The sequence below is a fragment of the Achromobacter sp. SD115 genome, assembly GCF_017355315.1.
Taxonomy (GTDB): Bacteria; Pseudomonadota; Gammaproteobacteria; order Burkholderiales; family Burkholderiaceae_B; genus Achromobacter; species Achromobacter xylosoxidans_B.
The window spans coordinates 124,528-141,020 of sequence record NZ_JADIJM010000019.1; the positions used below are offsets into that span (position 1 = coordinate 124,528).

The 16,493-nt window shown below is 66.7% G+C and carries 17 protein-coding genes; 10 read left to right on the forward strand and 7 right to left on the reverse strand.

The genetic code is table 11. The features are described 5' to 3' along the window. Positions 1 to 70 precede the first annotated feature (70 nt). From IPU70_RS24025 to IPU70_RS24045, 5 genes are all read left to right on the forward strand, one after another. Positions 71 to 565 carry a MarR family winged helix-turn-helix transcriptional regulator gene (locus tag IPU70_RS24025; RefSeq protein WP_207471090.1) on the forward strand — a complete coding sequence of 165 codons (495 nt, stop codon included), beginning with the start codon at positions 71 to 73 and terminating at the stop codon, positions 563 to 565. Positions 566 to 615: 50 nt separating this feature from the next. Next, positions 616 to 1,635: a hypothetical protein gene (locus IPU70_RS24030; RefSeq protein ID WP_207471097.1), complete on the forward strand. Its 1,020-nt coding sequence runs from the start codon at positions 616 to 618 to the stop codon at positions 1,633 to 1,635. Positions 1,636 to 1,734: 99 nt separating this feature from the next. Then, positions 1,735 to 2,961, forward strand: coding sequence for a bifunctional glutamate N-acetyltransferase/amino-acid acetyltransferase ArgJ (argJ, locus tag IPU70_RS24035; RefSeq protein WP_207471099.1), 1,227 nt, complete (start codon positions 1,735 to 1,737; stop codon positions 2,959 to 2,961). 24 nt (positions 2,962 to 2,985) lie between these two features. Further along, on the forward strand, positions 2,986 to 3,852 hold the full coding sequence (locus tag IPU70_RS24040; protein WP_207471101.1) for an ATP-binding protein: 867 nt from the start codon (positions 2,986 to 2,988) through the stop codon (positions 3,850 to 3,852). Beyond that, complete coding sequence (locus IPU70_RS24045) at positions 3,845 to 4,807, forward strand: Nudix family hydrolase (protein WP_207471102.1); 963 nt, start codon at positions 3,845 to 3,847, stop codon at positions 4,805 to 4,807. Before IPU70_RS24040 ends, IPU70_RS24045 begins: the two co-directional genes overlap by 8 nt. A gap of 109 nt (positions 4,808 to 4,916) precedes the next feature. Here IPU70_RS24045 and IPU70_RS24050 read toward each other — a convergent pair whose 3' ends face one another. Then, a complete protein-coding gene (locus IPU70_RS24050; protein WP_207471104.1) occupies positions 4,917 to 6,110 on the reverse strand; it encodes a low temperature requirement protein A in 1,194 nt (397 codons plus the stop codon). A 486-nt stretch (positions 6,111 to 6,596) separates the two neighbouring features. On the opposite strand from IPU70_RS24050, the gene vapC reads away from it, so the two are divergent. Beyond that, a complete protein-coding gene (vapC, locus tag IPU70_RS24055) occupies positions 6,597 to 7,001 on the forward strand; it encodes a tRNA(fMet)-specific endonuclease VapC (protein WP_207471106.1) in 405 nt (134 codons plus the stop codon). A 55-nt stretch (positions 7,002 to 7,056) separates the two neighbouring features. Here the strand turns inward: vapC and IPU70_RS24060 are convergent, their stop codons facing one another. The 5 genes from IPU70_RS24060 to IPU70_RS24080 all read right to left on the reverse strand — a co-directional run bounded on the left by IPU70_RS24060 (position 7,057) and on the right by IPU70_RS24080 (position 11,378). Beyond that, positions 7,057 to 7,797: an ABC transporter ATP-binding protein gene (locus IPU70_RS24060; RefSeq protein WP_207471108.1), complete on the reverse strand. Its 741-nt coding sequence runs from the start codon at positions 7,795 to 7,797 to the stop codon at positions 7,057 to 7,059. Position 7,798: 1 nt separating this feature from the next. After that, on the reverse strand, positions 7,799 to 8,506 hold the full coding sequence (locus IPU70_RS24065; RefSeq protein WP_013391320.1) for an ABC transporter ATP-binding protein: 708 nt from the start codon (positions 8,504 to 8,506) through the stop codon (positions 7,799 to 7,801). Between the two features lie 14 nt (positions 8,507 to 8,520). After that, entirely contained in the window at positions 8,521 to 9,402 is an 882-nt protein-coding gene (locus IPU70_RS24070; RefSeq protein ID WP_054459258.1) for a branched-chain amino acid ABC transporter permease, read from the reverse strand. Positions 9,403 to 9,411: 9 nt separating this feature from the next. Then, a complete protein-coding gene (locus IPU70_RS24075) occupies positions 9,412 to 10,404 on the reverse strand; it encodes a branched-chain amino acid ABC transporter permease (RefSeq protein WP_013391318.1) in 993 nt (330 codons plus the stop codon). A gap of 89 nt (positions 10,405 to 10,493) precedes the next feature. Continuing rightward, positions 10,494 to 11,378: a LysR family transcriptional regulator gene (locus IPU70_RS24080; protein WP_207471149.1), complete on the reverse strand. Its 885-nt coding sequence runs from the start codon at positions 11,376 to 11,378 to the stop codon at positions 10,494 to 10,496. Positions 11,379 to 11,539: 161 nt separating this feature from the next. On the opposite strand from IPU70_RS24080, the gene IPU70_RS24085 reads away from it, so the two are divergent. Together IPU70_RS24085 and IPU70_RS24090 are read left to right on the forward strand one after the other, a co-directional pair. Then, entirely contained in the window at positions 11,540 to 12,772 is a 1,233-nt protein-coding gene (locus IPU70_RS24085; RefSeq protein WP_207471109.1) for an amino acid ABC transporter substrate-binding protein, read from the forward strand. A gap of 63 nt (positions 12,773 to 12,835) precedes the next feature. Further along, complete coding sequence (locus tag IPU70_RS24090) at positions 12,836 to 14,254, forward strand: amidase (RefSeq protein ID WP_207471111.1); 1,419 nt, start codon at positions 12,836 to 12,838, stop codon at positions 14,252 to 14,254. 95 nt (positions 14,255 to 14,349) lie between these two features. On the opposite strand, the gene IPU70_RS24095 is transcribed toward IPU70_RS24090, so the two are convergent. Then, complete coding sequence (locus IPU70_RS24095; protein WP_207471113.1) at positions 14,350 to 15,258, reverse strand: LysR family transcriptional regulator; 909 nt, start codon at positions 15,256 to 15,258, stop codon at positions 14,350 to 14,352. 147 nt (positions 15,259 to 15,405) lie between these two features. On the opposite strand from IPU70_RS24095, the gene IPU70_RS24100 reads away from it, so the two are divergent. Further along, on the forward strand, positions 15,406 to 16,179 hold the full coding sequence (locus IPU70_RS24100) for an SDR family oxidoreductase (RefSeq protein WP_207471115.1): 774 nt from the start codon (positions 15,406 to 15,408) through the stop codon (positions 16,177 to 16,179). 10 nt (positions 16,180 to 16,189) lie between these two features. After that, positions 16,190 to 16,459, forward strand: coding sequence for a hypothetical protein (locus tag IPU70_RS24105; RefSeq protein WP_013391312.1), 270 nt, complete (start codon positions 16,190 to 16,192; stop codon positions 16,457 to 16,459). The last annotated feature ends 34 nt before the right edge of the window (positions 16,460 to 16,493 follow it).

Consider the following 16,493-nt stretch of genomic DNA (forward strand, 5'->3'; position numbering starts at 1 on the left):
CGACCTGCCCGACGATCCTCGTTCAACAGCATCTGGCGCCCGCCCCTCATTCCCGGTAATTTCCATAGCCATGACCGACACTCCCGACCTGGAATCCCGCGCCGCGCCCGACGATCACCATGCGTTGCGCCTGTGGCTGCGCATGCTGACCTGTGCCAATCTCGTCGAAAGCGAGATCCGCAGCCGCTTGCGCACTGAATTCGACACCACGCTGCCGCGCTTCGACCTGATGGCGCAATTGCAGCGCGCCCCCAAGGGCATGAAGATGGGCGAACTGTCACGCCACATGATGGTCACCAACGGCAACATCACCGGCATCACCGATCAGCTCGAAAAGGAAGGCCTGGTGGTGCGCACCAAGGTCGAGTCCGACCGCCGCAGCTCGCTCATCAAGCTCACGCCGCTGGGCAAGAAAAGCTTCGCCCGCATGGCCCGCGCCCACGAATCCTGGGTCAAGTCCATGTTCGGCGACCTGCCCGAAAGCACGCGCAACGCGCTGTTCCAGGCCCTGGGTGAACTCAAGCTGCAAGTGGTGGCGACCCGCTCGGAATCCGCCAAGACCTGAACGCCCCTGCGCGCCGATGTCCGCTTGCGGATTGGCGCATAATTGCCGCCATGATTCCGGTTTCTCTTCCTGGCGGTAATTTCTACGTGCTGATGGCAGCGTCGCTGGCCTGCCTCGCCACGCTGCTGACCTGGCTGGCCGTGCTAGCCACCACCCCCAGCGCCCGGGCATGGCTGGGCGGCCACCGACGCGGCGGCGCCAGCGTGATGGCCTTCCTCGCCATCATCGGCGCCATCTTTCCCTATCAGCAGTTCAGCCTGTGGCTCTCGGCCCGGCAAAGCGCCCAGGCCGATGCCGAACGCAAGACCGTGCTGGCCCAGCCGACCCAACTGGCGGGCGTGCAGATGCCGGCCGGCACCGTGCTCAGCCTGGCCAAGCCGGGCGACCTGACTTCGTTCGACCTCGCCGTCTTTCCCGAAGCCCACCCTGCCGCCATCCAGGGCGTCGCCGCCACGCGCATGTTCCGCTACCCGGCCAGCAGCAAGCAGGCCGAGACCCTGTCGGTGGAGATCGCGCGCGACCAGGCGCAGGACGGCTGGCTGTGCGCACACGGACACCGCCTCGAATTCGTGCTGCGCGAAGGCCAACCGCGCTTTGCCAGCTGCCATCTGGCCATCGGCAACACCCTGAACCAGCAACCCGTGCCGCCGGGCGCCTGGCTCAAGGTCATCAATGGCGGCGCCGCCGACGCGCCGCGCTGGCTGCTGCGCACTGAAGGCAGCGAGGCGCTGGAGGTGGCGCGCATGCCCCTGCTGAAGGTGGACATGCAGCTGGACAGCCAGCGCCGCATGCTGGATTTCGAGGGCCTGCTGGCCCGCGAAACCGCACTCGGCGACATGACCTACCAGCCCGGCACCCGGGTGCTGGCCGCCAATCTTCGCCTGCCCGGCGCCCAGCCAGGCGATCTGCTGTTCTCGCCTTCGCGCGGGCGTTCGGCGCGCCGCGCCGGCGGCGAGGACGTGCCGGCGGGCAAGTCGGTGCTGCAGGCCCCGGACGGCGCTGTGCGCAGCGTGCTGAGCAACCGCGAGGCCGGCGTGCTGGACGTAGCCGCCATGCGGATCGGCCCCTGACCGGACGCTGTCCCATTCCGGTGGGATAATACAAAGCTTTCCCCCGCGCGCCGCCTCGCCTGGCGGCGATTCCGTCCTGCTCATACATGAGACGAAGTCATGGCCGTTAATCTGCAGATCCCCTCCGAGTCCGAAATTTTTCCTGTTGCCGGCGTTGAAATCGGCGTTACCGAGGCCGGCATCCGCAAAGCCAACCGACGCGACCTGACCGTATTCCGCTTCGCGCCGGGCACCAGCGTGGCCGGCGTGTTCACGCGCAACCGCTTCTGCGCCGCGCCGGTGCAAGTCTGCCAGGCGCATCTTGCCGCCGGCGGCCCGATCAGCGCCCTGGTCATCAACACCGGCAACGCCAACGCCGGCACCGGCGAGGAAGGCCTGCAGAAGGCCAAGGACACCTGCGCCGCGCTGGGCAAGCTGCTGGGCGTGCCCGCCGCCGAAATCCTGCCCTTCTCCACCGGCGTCATCCTCGAACCGCTGCCGCTGGACCGCCTGGTGGCAGGCCTGCCGGCCGCCATCGCCGACCTGGGCGCCGACCACTGGTTCAGCGCCGCCCACGGCATCATGACGACCGACACCCTGCCGAAGATCGCTTCGGCCAAGGTGCAGATCGGCGGCAAGACCGTCACCTTCACCGGCATCAGCAAGGGCGCCGGCATGATCCGGCCCAACATGGCCACCATGCTGAGTTTCCTGGCGACCGACGCCGGCATCGCCCAGCCGCTGCTGGCCAAGCTGGCGGGCGAAATCGCCGACGCCTCGTTCAACCGCATCACGGTCGACGGCGACACCTCCACCAACGACTCCTTCATCATTGCCGCCACCGGCAAGTCGGGTGTCGAAGTGAATGCCGAATCCGATCCGGCCTACGCCGCCGTGCGCGCGGCCCTGACGGCCGCCGCGCTGGAACTGGCCACCAAGATCGTGCGCGACGCCGAAGGCGCCACCAAGTTCATGACCATCCGCGTGGAAGAAGCCGGCAACACCGAGGAAGCGCTGAAGGTGGCGTACGCCGTGGCCCACTCGCCGCTGGTCAAGACCGCCTTCTTCGCTTCGGACCCCAACCTGGGCCGCATCCTGGCCGCGGTGGGCTACGCCGGCATCGACGACCTGGACGTGTCCAATATCCGCTTGTGGCTGGACGAGGTGCTGGTGGCCAAGGACGGCGGCCGCAACCCCGCCTACCAGGAAGCCGATGGCCAGCGCGTGATGAAGCAGGCCGAGATCCAGGTGCGCATCGCGCTGGGCCGCGGCCAGGTCAGCGACACGGTCTACACCTGCGACTTCTCGCACGAGTACGTGTCCATCAACGCCGACTACCGCTCCTGATCCGCAACTTCCTGGACTGCAGACGTGACCGCAACCGAGTTCTCCACCCTTATCCAGCGCGCCGAGCGCGTGCTGGCGCAGCTGGAAGCCTGGCTTCCGCCCGCAACGCCCGAGATCGACTGGACCGCCCACGCCTACCGCTGGCGCAAGCGCGGCGCCCGCGGCTGGCTGGACGCCGTGCGCCACGTAGCGCGCATCGACATGGCGGACCTGCAGCACATCGAGCGCCAAAAGGGCATCATCGACCGCAACACGCTGCAGTTCCTTGAGAAGAAGCCCGCCAACAACGTGCTCATGACCGGCGCCCGCGGCACCGGCAAGAGCTCGCTGGTCAAGGCCATGCTGGCGGCCTATGGCGACCGCGGACTGCGCCTGATCGAAGTGGACAAGTCGGATCTCGGCGACCTGGCCGACATCGTCGAACTGGTCGCCGCCCGCCCCGAACGCTTCATCGTGTTCTGCGACGACCTGTCGTTCGAGGAAGGCGAAGCCGGCTACAAGGCGCTGAAGTCGGTGCTGGATGGGTCGGTGTCGGCCTCGGGCGACAACGTGCTGATCTACGCCACCTCCAACCGGCGCCACCTGATGCCGGAATACATGAGCGAGAACCTGGCGGCCAAGCACCAGCCCGACGGCGAGATCCACCCCGGCGAAACGGTCGAGGAAAAGATCTCGCTGTCCGAGCGCTTCGGCCTGTGGCTGTCGTTCTACCCCTTCAAGCAGGACGATTACCTGGACATCGTCTACCACTGGCTGCGCGAGCTGGGCTGCCCGGAAGCGCAGATCGAACCCTCGCGCACCGAGGCGCTGCAATGGACCATCGAGCGCGGCTCGCGTTCGGGCCGCGTGGCGTATCAGTTCGCGCGCGACTGGGCGGCCCGTCATGTCTGAAAAGATCGTCGACGTCGCTGCCGGCCTGATCCTGCGTCCGGACGGCATGCTGCTGCTGGGGCAGCGCCCCGAAGGCAAGCCCTGGGCAGGCTGGTGGGAGCTGCCCGGCGGCAAGCTCGAACCGGGCGAAACCGTGCTGGAAGCGCTGGCGCGCGAACTGCAGGAAGAAATCGGCATCCGCGTCACGCAGTCCCGCCCCTGGGTCACCTATGTGCACGCCTATCCCCACACCACGGTGCGCCTGGCGTTCTGCCACGTCACCGGCTGGGAAGGCGAGCCGCGCAGCCTGGAAAACCAGCGCCTGGAATGGGTCAACCCTGCGCAAGCGGCATCGGTGGGCGATTTGTTGCCTGCCACCCTGCCCCCGCTGCGCTGGTTGCAGCTGCCCACTTCCTACGGCATCAGTTCCGTGGGTTCGCGGGCCGGTGTGGCCGCTTTCCTGGGCCGGCTGGAAGCAGCGCTGGCGCGCGGCGTGAAGCTGGTACAGCTGCGCGAACCGCAATGGCCGGACGGCGTGGCCTCCCCTTCGCTGCATGACGTGCTGCAACAGGTCCTGAAGCGCTGCCGCGCCGCGGGCGCCCGGGTGCTGGTCAACAGCATCCATCCCGCCGCCTGGTGGCGCGAAGCCGACGGCGTGCATCTGCGCGCCGCCGATGCCGCCAAGCTGACGGCCCGCCCCGAACTGCCGGCCGGCGCGCTGGTCGGCGCATCCGCACACGACAACGCCCAGGTCGTCCACGCGCGCGAATTGGGCGCCGACTTCGCGGTGCTGGGTCCGGTGCTGGATACGCCCAGCCACCCCGGCGCGACGACGCTGGGATGGGAAGGCTTCGTGGCAGGCAACCGCGATGCCGGCATTCCGGTGTTCGCGCTGGGCGGCCAATCCACCCAGACCGTGTCGCAGGCGCTGCGCCATGGCGCGCACGGAATTGCGGGGATACGCGGGCTGATCTGAGCCGCGCGGCGGCTTTGCAGAAAGCCGCCGCCTGCCTGCCGGCTCGGCGGACGCATCGAATGGCTCCCTGTCCGAAGCAGCCTCCGGCCCCAGCCTCACCGGATTGACGCTACTCCGCGATTCCTTGCGGAACGCCGGCATGCGCCCTGCGCCGCGACACGCTTTCCCAGGCCGCCACCAGGATCATGATCAAGGTGGTCAGGCCGCCCACCATGAGGTTGTCGGTCACGAAGGCGATCGGCGCCAGAACGGCCAGCAGCACCAGCCCCACCACATGCGACAGCGGGAAGCGGCCATAGACGACGGCCTTGTAGATACCGTTGCCAACCAGGTATAACGCCGGGCCGCCGATCAAGGCCGCGGCGGCCGGCATGGCGATGCGACCGTCCGGATGCAAGATAACCAGCTCGTTGGCCACGGCGGACACGATCACGCCGGCGATCAGGACGACATGCACGTAGTGGAACCAGGCGCCGATGCGGCCTGGATCGTCGGAATGCACGATGGCCTCGCTACCGTCGCGGCTGCTGGTGTCGAAATACACCCACCACATGGCGGCCGTACCCAGGAAGGCCGCCAGCAGCGCGATCAGCGCGGGCGCGTTCCAGCGCTCCAGGTCGGCCAGCGTAGCGCCGCTGATGAGCAGGGTTTCGCCCAGCGCGACGATAACGAACAGCTGGCAGCGTTCGGCTAGGTGCCCGCCCTCGATCGTCCATTCGCGCGTGCTGGAACGGCCCAAGCCGGGAAAGCGGAAACCGATCATGGGCGACAAATATTCGCAGGCCACCGCCAGCGCCCACAGCGCCAGCCGCGTGCCGTCCTGAGACAAGCCGCCAGCGATCCACAGGACCGCCGACACGCACAGCCAGGCCAGCATGCGGCGGAAATTGGGCGCCAGCGGATGCCCGGCCCCCAGATGCAGCACGATGAACAGCGTGCGGCCCACCTGGATCAGCACGTAGCTGACCGCGAACACCAGCCCGGTGGCGCCGAAAGCGCCCGGCAAGGCCGCGCCGGAGACCAGCCCGGCCAGCATCACGGCGAACAGCATGACGCGCATGGGCACCGCGTCGGGGTCGAACCAGTTGGTGACCCAGCAGGTGTACTGCCAGCCCAGCCAGACGGCGAACCACAGCACCAGGGCATGGAGCGCGCCCATCAAGGTCAAATCGTGCAGCAGGCTATGGGAGATCTGGGTGACCGCGAAGACGTACACCAGGTCGAAGAACAGCTCGACGTAGGTGACGCGGGCTTCGTGCCCATCGCGGCGACGCAGCAGGTTGGCGCTTGCGAAGAAGGTCATGGCGTAGGCTGGCTGGTGATGGTGGCGCAGCCAGATTAGCGCATGGCAGGCCGTGCCGAACCGTCAAATTATGCAAAGCCAGGCGGGCGTGGCGGCGACGCCACGCGCCTGGTTCTGCCGTGCCTGGAGACCGACCTCACGGGCAGGGACCCACGCGCATGCCGCGCACGGCTGGCTGCGCCCTGCGGTAAGCCGTCATAGGCAGACTTCACATGGCGCGCTACAAAAGATCCGCCACGCAAGTACCAAGGAGCGTTCCATGAAACCAGCATTTGCCTACAAAACACGCCATAGCCGCGCCGCCAGCCTACGAAGCAGCACTGCCCGGCCAGCCAGTCGGGCTCCGGGGTATGGCCTCACCATCGACGAACGACAAGTCCCGACGCCAGCCGACAAATCGTGGGACGCCTGGTTCGCCGGCGAGCCGGCTACGGCCGACTTTCTCAACGACCGCGGACAGCCCGTGAATAGAGCAGGAAGGCATCCATGACACTGAAGTTCGTACTCGACACAAACACCTGCATCTTTACCATCAAGAACAAGCCGCAGGCAGTGCAGCACGCGTTCAACCGAAGGCGGGGCCAGCTATGCGTCAGTGCGATCACTGCAATGGAACTCGCTTACGGCGCTGAAAAATCAGCGGCGCCCGTGCGCAATCATGCCGTTGTCGATGGATTTCTTGAACGCCTCGAGGTCCTCGAGTACGACCGCGCGGCAGCTACAGACTCTGGCCAGCTTCGAGCAGAGCTGGCACGCGCCGGCACGCCTATCGGACCGTACGATGCAATGATCGCCGGCCAGACCCGCTCGCGGAGCCTCGTGCTTGTTACCAACAACACGCGTGAGTTTTCCCGCGTTGCTGGGCTGCGGCTGGACGATTGGACGCTATGATGCCCGGCCCGGTCCAGACATCGGAATCGGTCCGATACCGCACCGAACCTCGCCGTCAGTCAATCTTGTAATCCATCCACGACGCAACCATCTCGCGCAGGCCCCCGCCGTCATCGAAGGCTTCGCGTCCGCCCTCGGCCTTGTTGCGGCCCAACTCCAGGATGTACATGTAGTCCGACACTTCGGCGCAGCGGCGCACGTTCTGGTCCACCAGCACCACCGTCATGCCCTCGTCGGCGAAGCCGCGGATCAGGGTGTAGATCTCCTTGGAGATCTTGGGCGCCAGCATGGCGGTGGGCTCGTCCAGCAGGATGACCGACGGCTCGATCAGTAAGGCCCGTCCGAACTCCACGAAGCGCTGTTGCCCGCCGCTCATGCTGGAGACAGGATCGTCGCGCTTCTGCGCCAGGATCGGGAAGCGGTCGTAGACCGAGTCGATGCGCTGGCGCACGCGCGCCTTGTCCTTGCGGAACGGCCAGCAGCCCAGCAGCAGGTTGTCGTGCACCGACAGTTCGCCGAACAGGCTGCGGTGCTGCGGCACAAAGGCCACGCCGTGGCTGGCGCGCTCATGCGAGGGCTGCGCGCTGATGTCAGTGCCACGCAAGGTGATGCGGCCGGTGCGCGGCGGCAGAAAGCCGAACATGGTCTTCAACACCGTGGACTTGCCGGCGCCGTTGGGGCCGATGACGCCGGTCACCTTGCCCGCGCGCGCCTGGATGTTGACGTGGTTGAGGATGGTGATGTCGCCGTGGTAGGCCACGGTCACGTCTTCCAGCGCGAGTATCGACGTGCTCATGTCAGGCTCCCAGATAGGCTTCGACCACGCGGGGGTCGGCGCGCACTTGCTCGGCGTTGCCCTGGCTCAGGATGGCGCCTTCGTTCATGACGATGATGTGGTGGGACAGCTGGTAGATCGAGGTCAGATCGTGCGACACCAGCACCACCGAGCAATCGTGCTCCCCCGGCAGTTCGCGGATGACCGAGATCAGCAGTTGCGCCAGCGCCGGATTGACGCCGGCGAAGGGCTCGTCCAGCAGCACCACCTTGGGTCGCGCCACCATGATGCGCGCCAGCTCCACCAGCTTCTGCTGTCCGCCGGACAGCTCTTCCGCATAGTTGTGGCGCAGCCGGTGCAGTTCCACCTTGTGCAGCCAGTACTCGGATTGCGCGTAGCGTTCGTCGGCGCTGCGGCCAGTCTGCTGCTGCGCCACTTCCAGGTTGTCCAGCAGGGTCAGCTGGCGGAAGATGCGCGGCACCTGGAAAGTACGTCCCACACCCAGGCGGGCGACCTCGTGGATCTGCTTGCCGGCGATGTTCTGGCCGTCGAGCTCGATGCGGCCTTCGTCCGGCGTGTAGATGCCGTTGATGCAGTTGAGCATGGTGGTCTTGCCCGACCCATTCATGCCGATAATGCCCAGGATGGAACCCCGCGGCACGTCCACGTCCACGCCCTGCAAGGCCACCAGCCCGCCGAAGCGCTTCTTGAGATTGCTGACTTTCAACATGTGTCAGGCTCCTGTTAGCGCAACGCCTGGCGGCCGAAGAGTCCGCTGGGCCGGATGAAGATGGTGGCGACCATGAGCGCAAATCCGCAGATGGTGGCAATGGAAGGATTGAAGAACACCACCGACACCTGTTCCGTGACGCCGAACAGCAGCGCGCCCACCAGTGCCCCCACTGGATGGCCCAGGCCGCCCAGCACGATGACGATGAAGCCGATCAAGGTGTAATCGTTGCCCATGAACGGCGAGAACGCGGGGAACACCATCGCCACCAGCACGCCGCTGGCGGCGGCCAGGCCTATGCCCAGCCCGAAGGCCACGGCCGACAGGCGTTCGGCGTTGATGCCGACGATGCGCACGGCGTCGCGATTCATGATGATGGCGCGCAGCGCCTTGCCCAGCTGGCTGCGATACAGGAACACCGTCAGCGCGCCGATGATGGCCAGCGCGATGACCAGCGCCAACAGGCGCACGGTGGGGATCAGCACCGGCCCGAACTTCAGGAACACGGGTTCGATCTCATAGGGCAGCGAGCGCGCGTCCGCGTCGAACACCAGCAGCATGATGGCGCCCAGCATGATGGACACGCCAAACATCAGCAGCAGCGAGCTGATCTCGGGATCGTCCGCCTTGGACAGGCGCGGAATCAGTACGAAGTAAAGCAGGTAGCCCGCCAGGAAGAACGCGGCGAAGGCCAACGGCAGCGCCACCAGCGGGTTGATGCCGGCGTACTCCATCAGATAGAAGGCGAAGTAGGCGCCCAGCACCAGGAATTCGCCGTGCGCGAAGTTGACCACGCGCAGCACGCCGAAGATCACGTTCAGCCCCACTCCGATCAGGCCGTAGATGGCGCCCAGGATCAGGCCGTTGATCAGCCCTTGGATAATCAGTCCGGTCATGGCGGTTCCTCAGGCGATGTAGCGGCGCAGTTGCGGCTTGCGTTTGATCAGGCTGCCGACGATGCCGCGCGGCAGAAAGAGCATCAGCAGCACGATGATCAGGCCCAGCAGCAGCAGGTTCACCACCGGGAATTTCTGCCAGATCACGTGGTCGATGCCCAAGAGCGCCAGGGTGCCGACGACCGGCCCGAGGATGGTGCCGAAACCGCCCGCCATGGCGTAGATGATGCTCTTGGCGGTGATCAGCACATGGAAGGCGTATTCCGGATCCACCACGTTGGTGTACCAGGCCTCGATGCCGCCAGCCAGCGCCGGGAACAGCGCGGCCAGCAGCCAGGCCTTGAGCCGGGTATTGGGCACGTGGATGCCGACGCAGGCGGCGGCGCCGTCGTCGTCGCGGATGGCCTTGAGGGCGCGGCCCAGGCTGGACACCGACAGCCAGGTGACGGTGGCCAGGGTGGCGCCCATCACCGCCAGCATGGCGTAGTAGCTGTGCGTGGGGTTGTTGGCGTTGGACAGGATGATGCCCATGCTGCCGCCGGTGAAGGACTGCGGCAGGTTGGAAATGATGAGCTTGACGATGGTGGCCAGCGCCAGGCTCACGATGCCGAAGTACACCCCGCGCAAGCGCAGCGTGGGCGCCAGCAGCAGCGCGATCGCCACGCCCACGCCGCCCGCCGCCAGCAGCGACGGCAGGATGGGCCAGCCCAGGATCTTGTAGCAGATGCCGGTGGCGTACGAGCCCACGCCGTAGAACACCACGTAGCCGAACGGCAGGTAGCCGGTGAAGCCGACGCAGATGTTCATGGCGCTGGCCATGGTGATCCACAGCATCAGGTAGAACGCGAACGAGATGTTCGACGTCGCCATCGGGATCAAGGCCAGGCCCGCGGCCAGGCCGGCAAAGACGATGATGGCGATGCGGGTGCGCAACCGCACTGCGCGCTGATCCTGCGCGCGATGCGAGGCGGCGCCCGCCGCCAGGACGGGACTGCTGCTCATATGTCTTCCTCCGGGCCGTTTCCGGGTTGGACGGCCGCTTTATTTGGAGGCGATTATGACCAGTTCAAACCATAACTGCAAGTTAAGGACTAACCCTTATTTTCGGCCGGAAAGGCCTCGGCAAGTACGCCGCGCAGCTCTTTGATGAACTCCAGCGCTATGGCCGAGGGCTCGCGGTTGCTGGCATAGACGGCCGAGATATTCAGCGGAATGCGCTCGGCCAGCGGCACGATGACCACATCCGGCATGGTGTTCTGCATGACCGTGAATTCGTCGACGATGGCAATGCCGACCCCGGCATTCACCAGAGCACAGGCCAGTTGGCTCCAGGGCACGTCGGCGCACATGCGGCACGGCAGGCCCGCCTGCTCGAAGGCGCCCAGCACCAGCATGCCGAACGGCATGCGCGTACCCACCACGATGTGCGGATGCGGCGACAGATCAGCCAGGCTGACCTCGGCACGGGCCGCCAACGGATGCGCCTTGGGTATGGCGGCCACCATCTTCCCCACGTGCAGCGACTGGGACGTCAAGAAAGGATGATCCGCTTGCATCACCACCAAACCCAGCTCGGCCTCGCCCTGCAGCACGTCGGTGATCAGCGTGGGCAGTGCCGTCGTGTTCAGCCGCAACAGCAACTCCGGATGGCGCTGCTGGAAGCGCGCCACGGCGCGCGGCACCAGGAACTGGGCCAGGCTGGGGATGGACGCCAGCCGGAGCACCCCCGTGCCGTGCTCCGCCAGCGCATCAGCCAGGTCGTTGACGCGCTGCATCATGCGCTGCGTTTTCTCGATTTCCTCAAACAGGCTCTGCACTTGCGAGGTCGGCCGGAGCTTGCCGCGGACCCGCTCGAAGAGCGTCACCCCCATGGCCTTCTCGGTATGCGCCAGCATCCGGCTGACCGCCGGCTGCGAAATATTCAGCAGCCGGGCGGCGCCGCTGATGGATCCAGCCATGACGATGGCCCACAACATTTCGGTCTGTCGGTAATTCAATTTATTCAAGGCGTGCGCTCCATGCCTATTTGTTATACGCTATCTTGCGTGTTGAGCAAACATTGCCCAGCACCAGGCCTCTGTCCGATGGTCCGCCACGGAACGCGGGGCCGCATACCAAAAACGATAGGAGACCTCCAATGCACGCTAAACCCTGGCTGTTCCGCTTACCGGCGCTGGCTCTTGCCGTCGCCGCCCTGACCCCTGCCCTGGGCGCCGCCCAGACCTCGGACAAGATCCGCGTCGGCATGACGGTATCGTCCACCGGCAGCTTCGCACTGGCCTCGCAGTCGGGCGTGCGCGGCGTAGAACTGTGGGTCGACGACGTCAACCGCCGCGGCGGCATCGAAGTCAAAGGCAAGAAGTACCCGGTCGAACTGGTCAAACTGGACGACCGCAGCGACAAGCAGATGGTGACGCGCGTTTACGAACGCCTGATTGTCGATGAAAAAGTGGATCTGGTGTTCGCGCCCTTCGGCTCCACGCTGACCGCCGCGGCCGCCACCGTCACCGAGCGCCTGGGCAAGTACATGATGGTCTGGTCCGCCGCCAGCGACGATCTGTACAAGCAGGGTTTCAAGAACATGGTGTCGGGCACGCAAATGCCGGTGTCGGCCATGCTGCGCGCCAACATGGAGCTGGCCGCCAACCAGGGCGTGAAGAAGGTCGCCATCCTGTATTCGGACGAGCCGTTCCCGGCCGGCCTGGCCGAAGGCGGCAAGGAACAGGCCGCCAAGAACGGCATGCAGGTCGTGCTGTTCGAGAAGTATCCCAAGGGCCAGAAGGACTTCAGCACCATCCTGCAGAAGGCCCGCGCGGCCGGGGCCGAAGCGCTGGTTCCGACTTCGTACGAGGGCGACCTGATCAGCATGACGCGCCAGATGAAGCAGCTGGACATCAACTTCCCCTACGTCTTCATGGTGTATGCGTCGACCCCGCAATTCCAGGCCATCGGCGCGGATTCCAACTACATCTACAGCCACACCAACTACCACCCCGCGATCAACTGGAAGGTCAACGCCGGCATGACGCGCGAGCAGTTCGCCGCCGCCTATGACCAGCGCTTCCCCAAGGCCGAGTTCCCGCCCGATTTCCAGACCGCGCTGGCCTATGGCGCGGGCGCGCTGACCGAGGAAATCGTCAAGCAGGCCGGCAACACCGATGCGGCCGCGCTGAAGAAGGCCTCGCTGGACCTGTCGGGCAAGCTCACGGTCATGGCCGGCCCCTACGCCATCGACGAAACGGGCAAGCAGCTGCTGATGCCCTTCCCCGTGGTGCAACTGCTGCCGGGCAAGGGCATGGTGCCCGTGTGGCCCGCGGACGTGGCTACGCAGAAGCCGGTATACCCCGCCCCCGACTGGAACAAGCGCTGAGCGCGCAAGCAGGAAGACGGCGCGCGGCTGCCGCGCGCCGGTCTGACATCACCCGAGGAAAACATGTCTGACATTGCATTTGCCACGCTCAGCGAACTTGCGCAGGGCCTGGCCGAAGGCCGCTACAGCTCGGTGGAGCTGGCGCAGCACTACCTGGACCGCATCGACCGCGCCAATCCGGCGCTGGGCGCCTACGTCAGCGTCGACCGCGAGGGCGCGCTGCGTCTGGCCGAAGCCGCCGACGCGCGCCGCCGCGCCAGCTATGGCCTGCTCGGCCCGCTGGACGGCCTGCCCGTGGCCGTCAAGGACCTGTGCGACATCCAGGGCCAGATCACCACGGCCGGCTCGCAAGCCTGGCGCGAGCGCCGCAGCACAGTCACCGCCACGGCCGTGACCCGCCTGATCGACGCCGGCATGGTGGTGCTGGGCAAGACCCATATGGTGGAATTCGCCTTCGGCGGCTGGGGCACCAACCCCGTCATGGGCACCCCGCGCAATCCCTGGGACCTGGTGCGCGCCCGCATTCCCGGCGGCTCCTCCAGCGGCTCCGGCGTGGCGGTGGCCGCTGGCCTGGCGCCCGCCGCGCTGGGTTCAGACACCGGCGGTTCGGTGCGGATTCCCGCCGCGCTCAACGGGATCACCGGACTGAAAACCACGCGCGGACTCATCAGCCTGTACGGCTCGGTGGCGCTGTCCCACACCCTGGATTCGATCGGCCCGCTGACGCGCGACACGCGCGATTCGCTGCTGCTGACCGCGGCCATGTCCGGTCCCGATCCGCGCGATCCGGTGACCCGGGGCGTAGCCGCCTACCGCTACCGCGATCTGCGCGCGGGCGCAAAGCCGCTAGCCGGTACGCGCATCGCTCTCATGCCGCAGGCACAGTACCCCATCGCCATCGATGCGGCGGTACAGAACGCGCTGGACGATACGCGGCGCGCGCTGGCGGACCTGGGCGCGGAATGCGTGGAAGCGCCCTTCCCCTTCGATTTCCACGACATGATGCTGCGCAACGGCCTGATCATCGCGGCCGAAGCCTACGCCCAGCATCGCGACTACATCGAGGACGACAGCCTGCCCCTGGGCCGCTACGTGCGCGCCCGCATCCTGGGCGGCAAGCAGATAAGCGCCGCCGACTACGTACTGGCGCTGCAGGCCCATGCCCGCGCCTGCGAGGCCTGGCAGGACTGGATGCGCGACTATGACGCGGTCCTGGCGCCCTGCCTGCCGTTTGCCGCCTGCCCGCTGGAAGACGTGGACGAGGCCGCCACGCCGCTGGCCGCCTTCACCCGCCCCGGCAATTACGTCAACGCCTCGGGCCTGGCCCTGCCCGCCGGATTCTCGGCGGACGGCATGCCCATCGGCGTGCAACTGCTGGGCAAGCCCAACGGCGAAGACGCGCTGGGCCGCATCGGCATGGCCTTCCAGGCGGCGACGGACTGGCACCTGAAGCGTCCGGACCTGTCTGCGATCCAGTTGTAGACCGCCGGTTGTAGACCGACGGTTGTAAACCCCGCGCCCGCAGTTCTGGCACCAGCAAGGCCGGCCCGTCAGCGCGACGGCCGGCTTTTTTTCGTTCAACCCAGGCCGCAAGCCGGCCGTAGCAGCGCCTCCAGCCAGTCCGCGAACACCTGCACCCGCCGCGACGGCGACCGCCGCTGCGGATAGAGCAGCGTCATCGGCATGGGCGCGGGGCGGTGGTCCGGCATGACTTCGACCAGCTCGCCCGCGGCGATCTGCGGCTGCACGTCATAGGCCGGAATCTGGATCAGGCCCAGGCCCGCGACGCAGCTAGCAATGTACGCTTCGGCGCTGTTGACCGTGACCCGGCCGCGTAGCGGCACGGTCCGGGACACGCCGCCGTCCAGCCATTCCCAAGGCGCCAGCCGGCCAGTGGACGGCGAGGCGTAGTTCACGCAGGCATGCCCCGCCGCCAGGTCGTCCGGCGTCGACGGCACGCCATGGCGCGCCAGGTACGCCGGGCTGGCGACATTGATCAGGCCCAGCATGCCTATCGGCCGCGCCACCAGGCCCGAGTCCGGCAGCACGCCGACCCGCAACACGCAATCCACCCCTTCTTCTATCAGATTGACTGCGCGATCGGTCACGCCCAGCGTGACGTCGATCTGCGGATAGGCTTCCAGGAAAGCCGGCAGCGCCGGCGCCACGATCAGGCGGCCGACGCGGCCCGGCACATCGACGCGCAGCATGCCGCTGGGACCCACCGAGGCGTGGCGGAAGAGGTTCTCGGCCTCTTCCATGTCGGCCACCAGGCGCAGGCAGCGCTCATAGAAGGCCGCGCCCTCCTGCGTGGGCGCCACTTGCCGCGTGGTGCGGTTCAACAGCCGCGCGCCCAGCCGTCCCTCCAGTTCCTGCACGGCGGCGGACACGGTGGAACGCGGCAGGCCCAGCGTATCCGCCGCGCGGGAGAAGTTCGCGCACTCGACGACGCGGGCGTAAACCCGAAACAGGTCTATGCGGTCCATGGGGTGGATGGCTCCTGCGAGGCTTGGCCTCACTGTTCGTAATTTCTGGATAGAGATACCAGGAATAGCGGTTTTATGCGGATTTTTTGGAATATATCATCGTCTGCACTAGGGTCCGCATCCGGCGGCCCGATAGCGGAGAGGACCATGGCAGACCACGGAATCAAAGGCAAAACCGTCATCATCGCGGGCGGCGCGAAAAACCTGGGCGGACTGATCGCGCGGGACCTGGCGCAACAAGGCGCGCGGGCGGTAGCGGTGCACTACAACAGCGCGGGCACCAAAGCCGACGCCGACGCGACGGTCGCCGCCATCAAGGCCGCCGGCGCGCAGGCCGTCGCTTTGCAGGCCGACCTGAGCTCGGCCGGCGCAATGGAAAAGTTGTTCGCCGACGCAGTGGCCGCGGTAGGCCGGCCGGACATTGCGATCAATACCGTCGGCAAAGTGCTGAAGAAGCCCTTCACCGAAATCACGGAGGCGGAATACGACGAGATGACCGCGGTGAACTCGAAGTCCGCCTTCTTCTTCCTGAAGGAAGCCGGCCGCCACGTCAACGACAACGGCAAGATCTGCACGCTGGTGACCTCGCTGCTGGGCGCCTACACGCCCTTCTATGCGGCCTATGCCGGCACCAAGGCGCCGGTGGAGCACTACACCCGCGCCGCCTCCAAGGAGTTCGGCGCCCGCGGCATTTCGGTGACGGCGGTAGGCCCCGGCCCAATGGACACGCCGTTCTTCTATCCGGCCGAGGGCGCCGACGCGGTGGCGTACCATAAGACCGCGGCCGCCTTGTCGCCGTTCTCGAAAACCGGGCTGACCGATATCGAGGACGTAGTGCCCTTCATCCGGTTCCTGGTGTCGGACGGCTGGTGGATCACCGGGCAGACGGTCCTGATCAACGGCGGCTACACCACCAAATAGGAGCGGCGCCATGCACGTACTGTTGACCATCGTCGGAGGCCTGCTGCTGCTGGCCGTGTTTGCGCTGTTCGGCAAGCAATGGGGCGGCGACGCGGCCGGCTCGATTGCCGCCGCCAAATGGTTCCTGCCCGCGTGGCTGCTGATGTCGGTCGTCAACATGTGGGTCGGCGTCACGCGCGCCGGCTACACGGTGCGCGAGGAACTGCCCATCCTGCTGCTGGTGTTCGCGGTGCCGGCGGCGGCGGCCTGGCTGGTCGTCGCCTTCATGCCGCGCGGCTGAGACGCCGCTGGCCTTGGCCGCGCCAAGGTTCCAC

Bases quoted from the DNA above. Each gene is read 5' to 3' on its own strand.
- IPU70_RS24075 (WP_013391318.1), bottom strand. From the start codon at position 10,404: ATGAGCAGCAGTCCCGTCCTGGCGGCGGGCGCCGCCTCGCATCGCGCG.
- argJ (WP_207471099.1), top strand. From the start codon at position 1,735: ATGGCCGTTAATCTGCAGATCCCCTCCGAGTCCGAAATTTTTCCTGTT.
- IPU70_RS24065 (WP_013391320.1), bottom strand. From the start codon at position 8,506: ATGTTGAAAGTCAGCAATCTCAAGAAGCGCTTCGGCGGGCTGGTGGCC.
- IPU70_RS24030 (WP_207471097.1), top strand. From the start codon at position 616: ATGATTCCGGTTTCTCTTCCTGGCGGTAATTTCTACGTGCTGATGGCA.
- IPU70_RS24095 (WP_207471113.1), bottom strand. From the start codon at position 15,258: ATGGACCGCATAGACCTGTTTCGGGTTTACGCCCGCGTCGTCGAGTGC.
- IPU70_RS24045 (WP_207471102.1), top strand. From the start codon at position 3,845: ATGTCTGAAAAGATCGTCGACGTCGCTGCCGGCCTGATCCTGCGTCCG.
- IPU70_RS24085 (WP_207471109.1), top strand. From the start codon at position 11,540: ATGCACGCTAAACCCTGGCTGTTCCGCTTACCGGCGCTGGCTCTTGCC.
- IPU70_RS24090 (WP_207471111.1), top strand. From the start codon at position 12,836: ATGTCTGACATTGCATTTGCCACGCTCAGCGAACTTGCGCAGGGCCTG.
- IPU70_RS24050 (WP_207471104.1), bottom strand. From the start codon at position 6,110: ATGACCTTCTTCGCAAGCGCCAACCTGCTGCGTCGCCGCGATGGGCAC.
- IPU70_RS24080 (WP_207471149.1), bottom strand. From the start codon at position 11,378: ATGTTGTGGGCCATCGTCATGGCTGGATCCATCAGCGGCGCCGCCCGG.
- IPU70_RS24025 (WP_207471090.1), top strand. From the start codon at position 71: ATGACCGACACTCCCGACCTGGAATCCCGCGCCGCGCCCGACGATCAC.
- IPU70_RS24105 (WP_013391312.1), top strand. From the start codon at position 16,190: ATGCACGTACTGTTGACCATCGTCGGAGGCCTGCTGCTGCTGGCCGTG.
- vapC (WP_207471106.1), top strand. From the start codon at position 6,597: ATGACACTGAAGTTCGTACTCGACACAAACACCTGCATCTTTACCATC.
- IPU70_RS24070 (WP_054459258.1), bottom strand. From the start codon at position 9,402: ATGACCGGACTGATTATCCAAGGGCTGATCAACGGCCTGATCCTGGGC.
- IPU70_RS24060 (WP_207471108.1), bottom strand. From the start codon at position 7,797: ATGAGCACGTCGATACTCGCGCTGGAAGACGTGACCGTGGCCTACCAC.
- IPU70_RS24100 (WP_207471115.1), top strand. From the start codon at position 15,406: ATGGCAGACCACGGAATCAAAGGCAAAACCGTCATCATCGCGGGCGGC.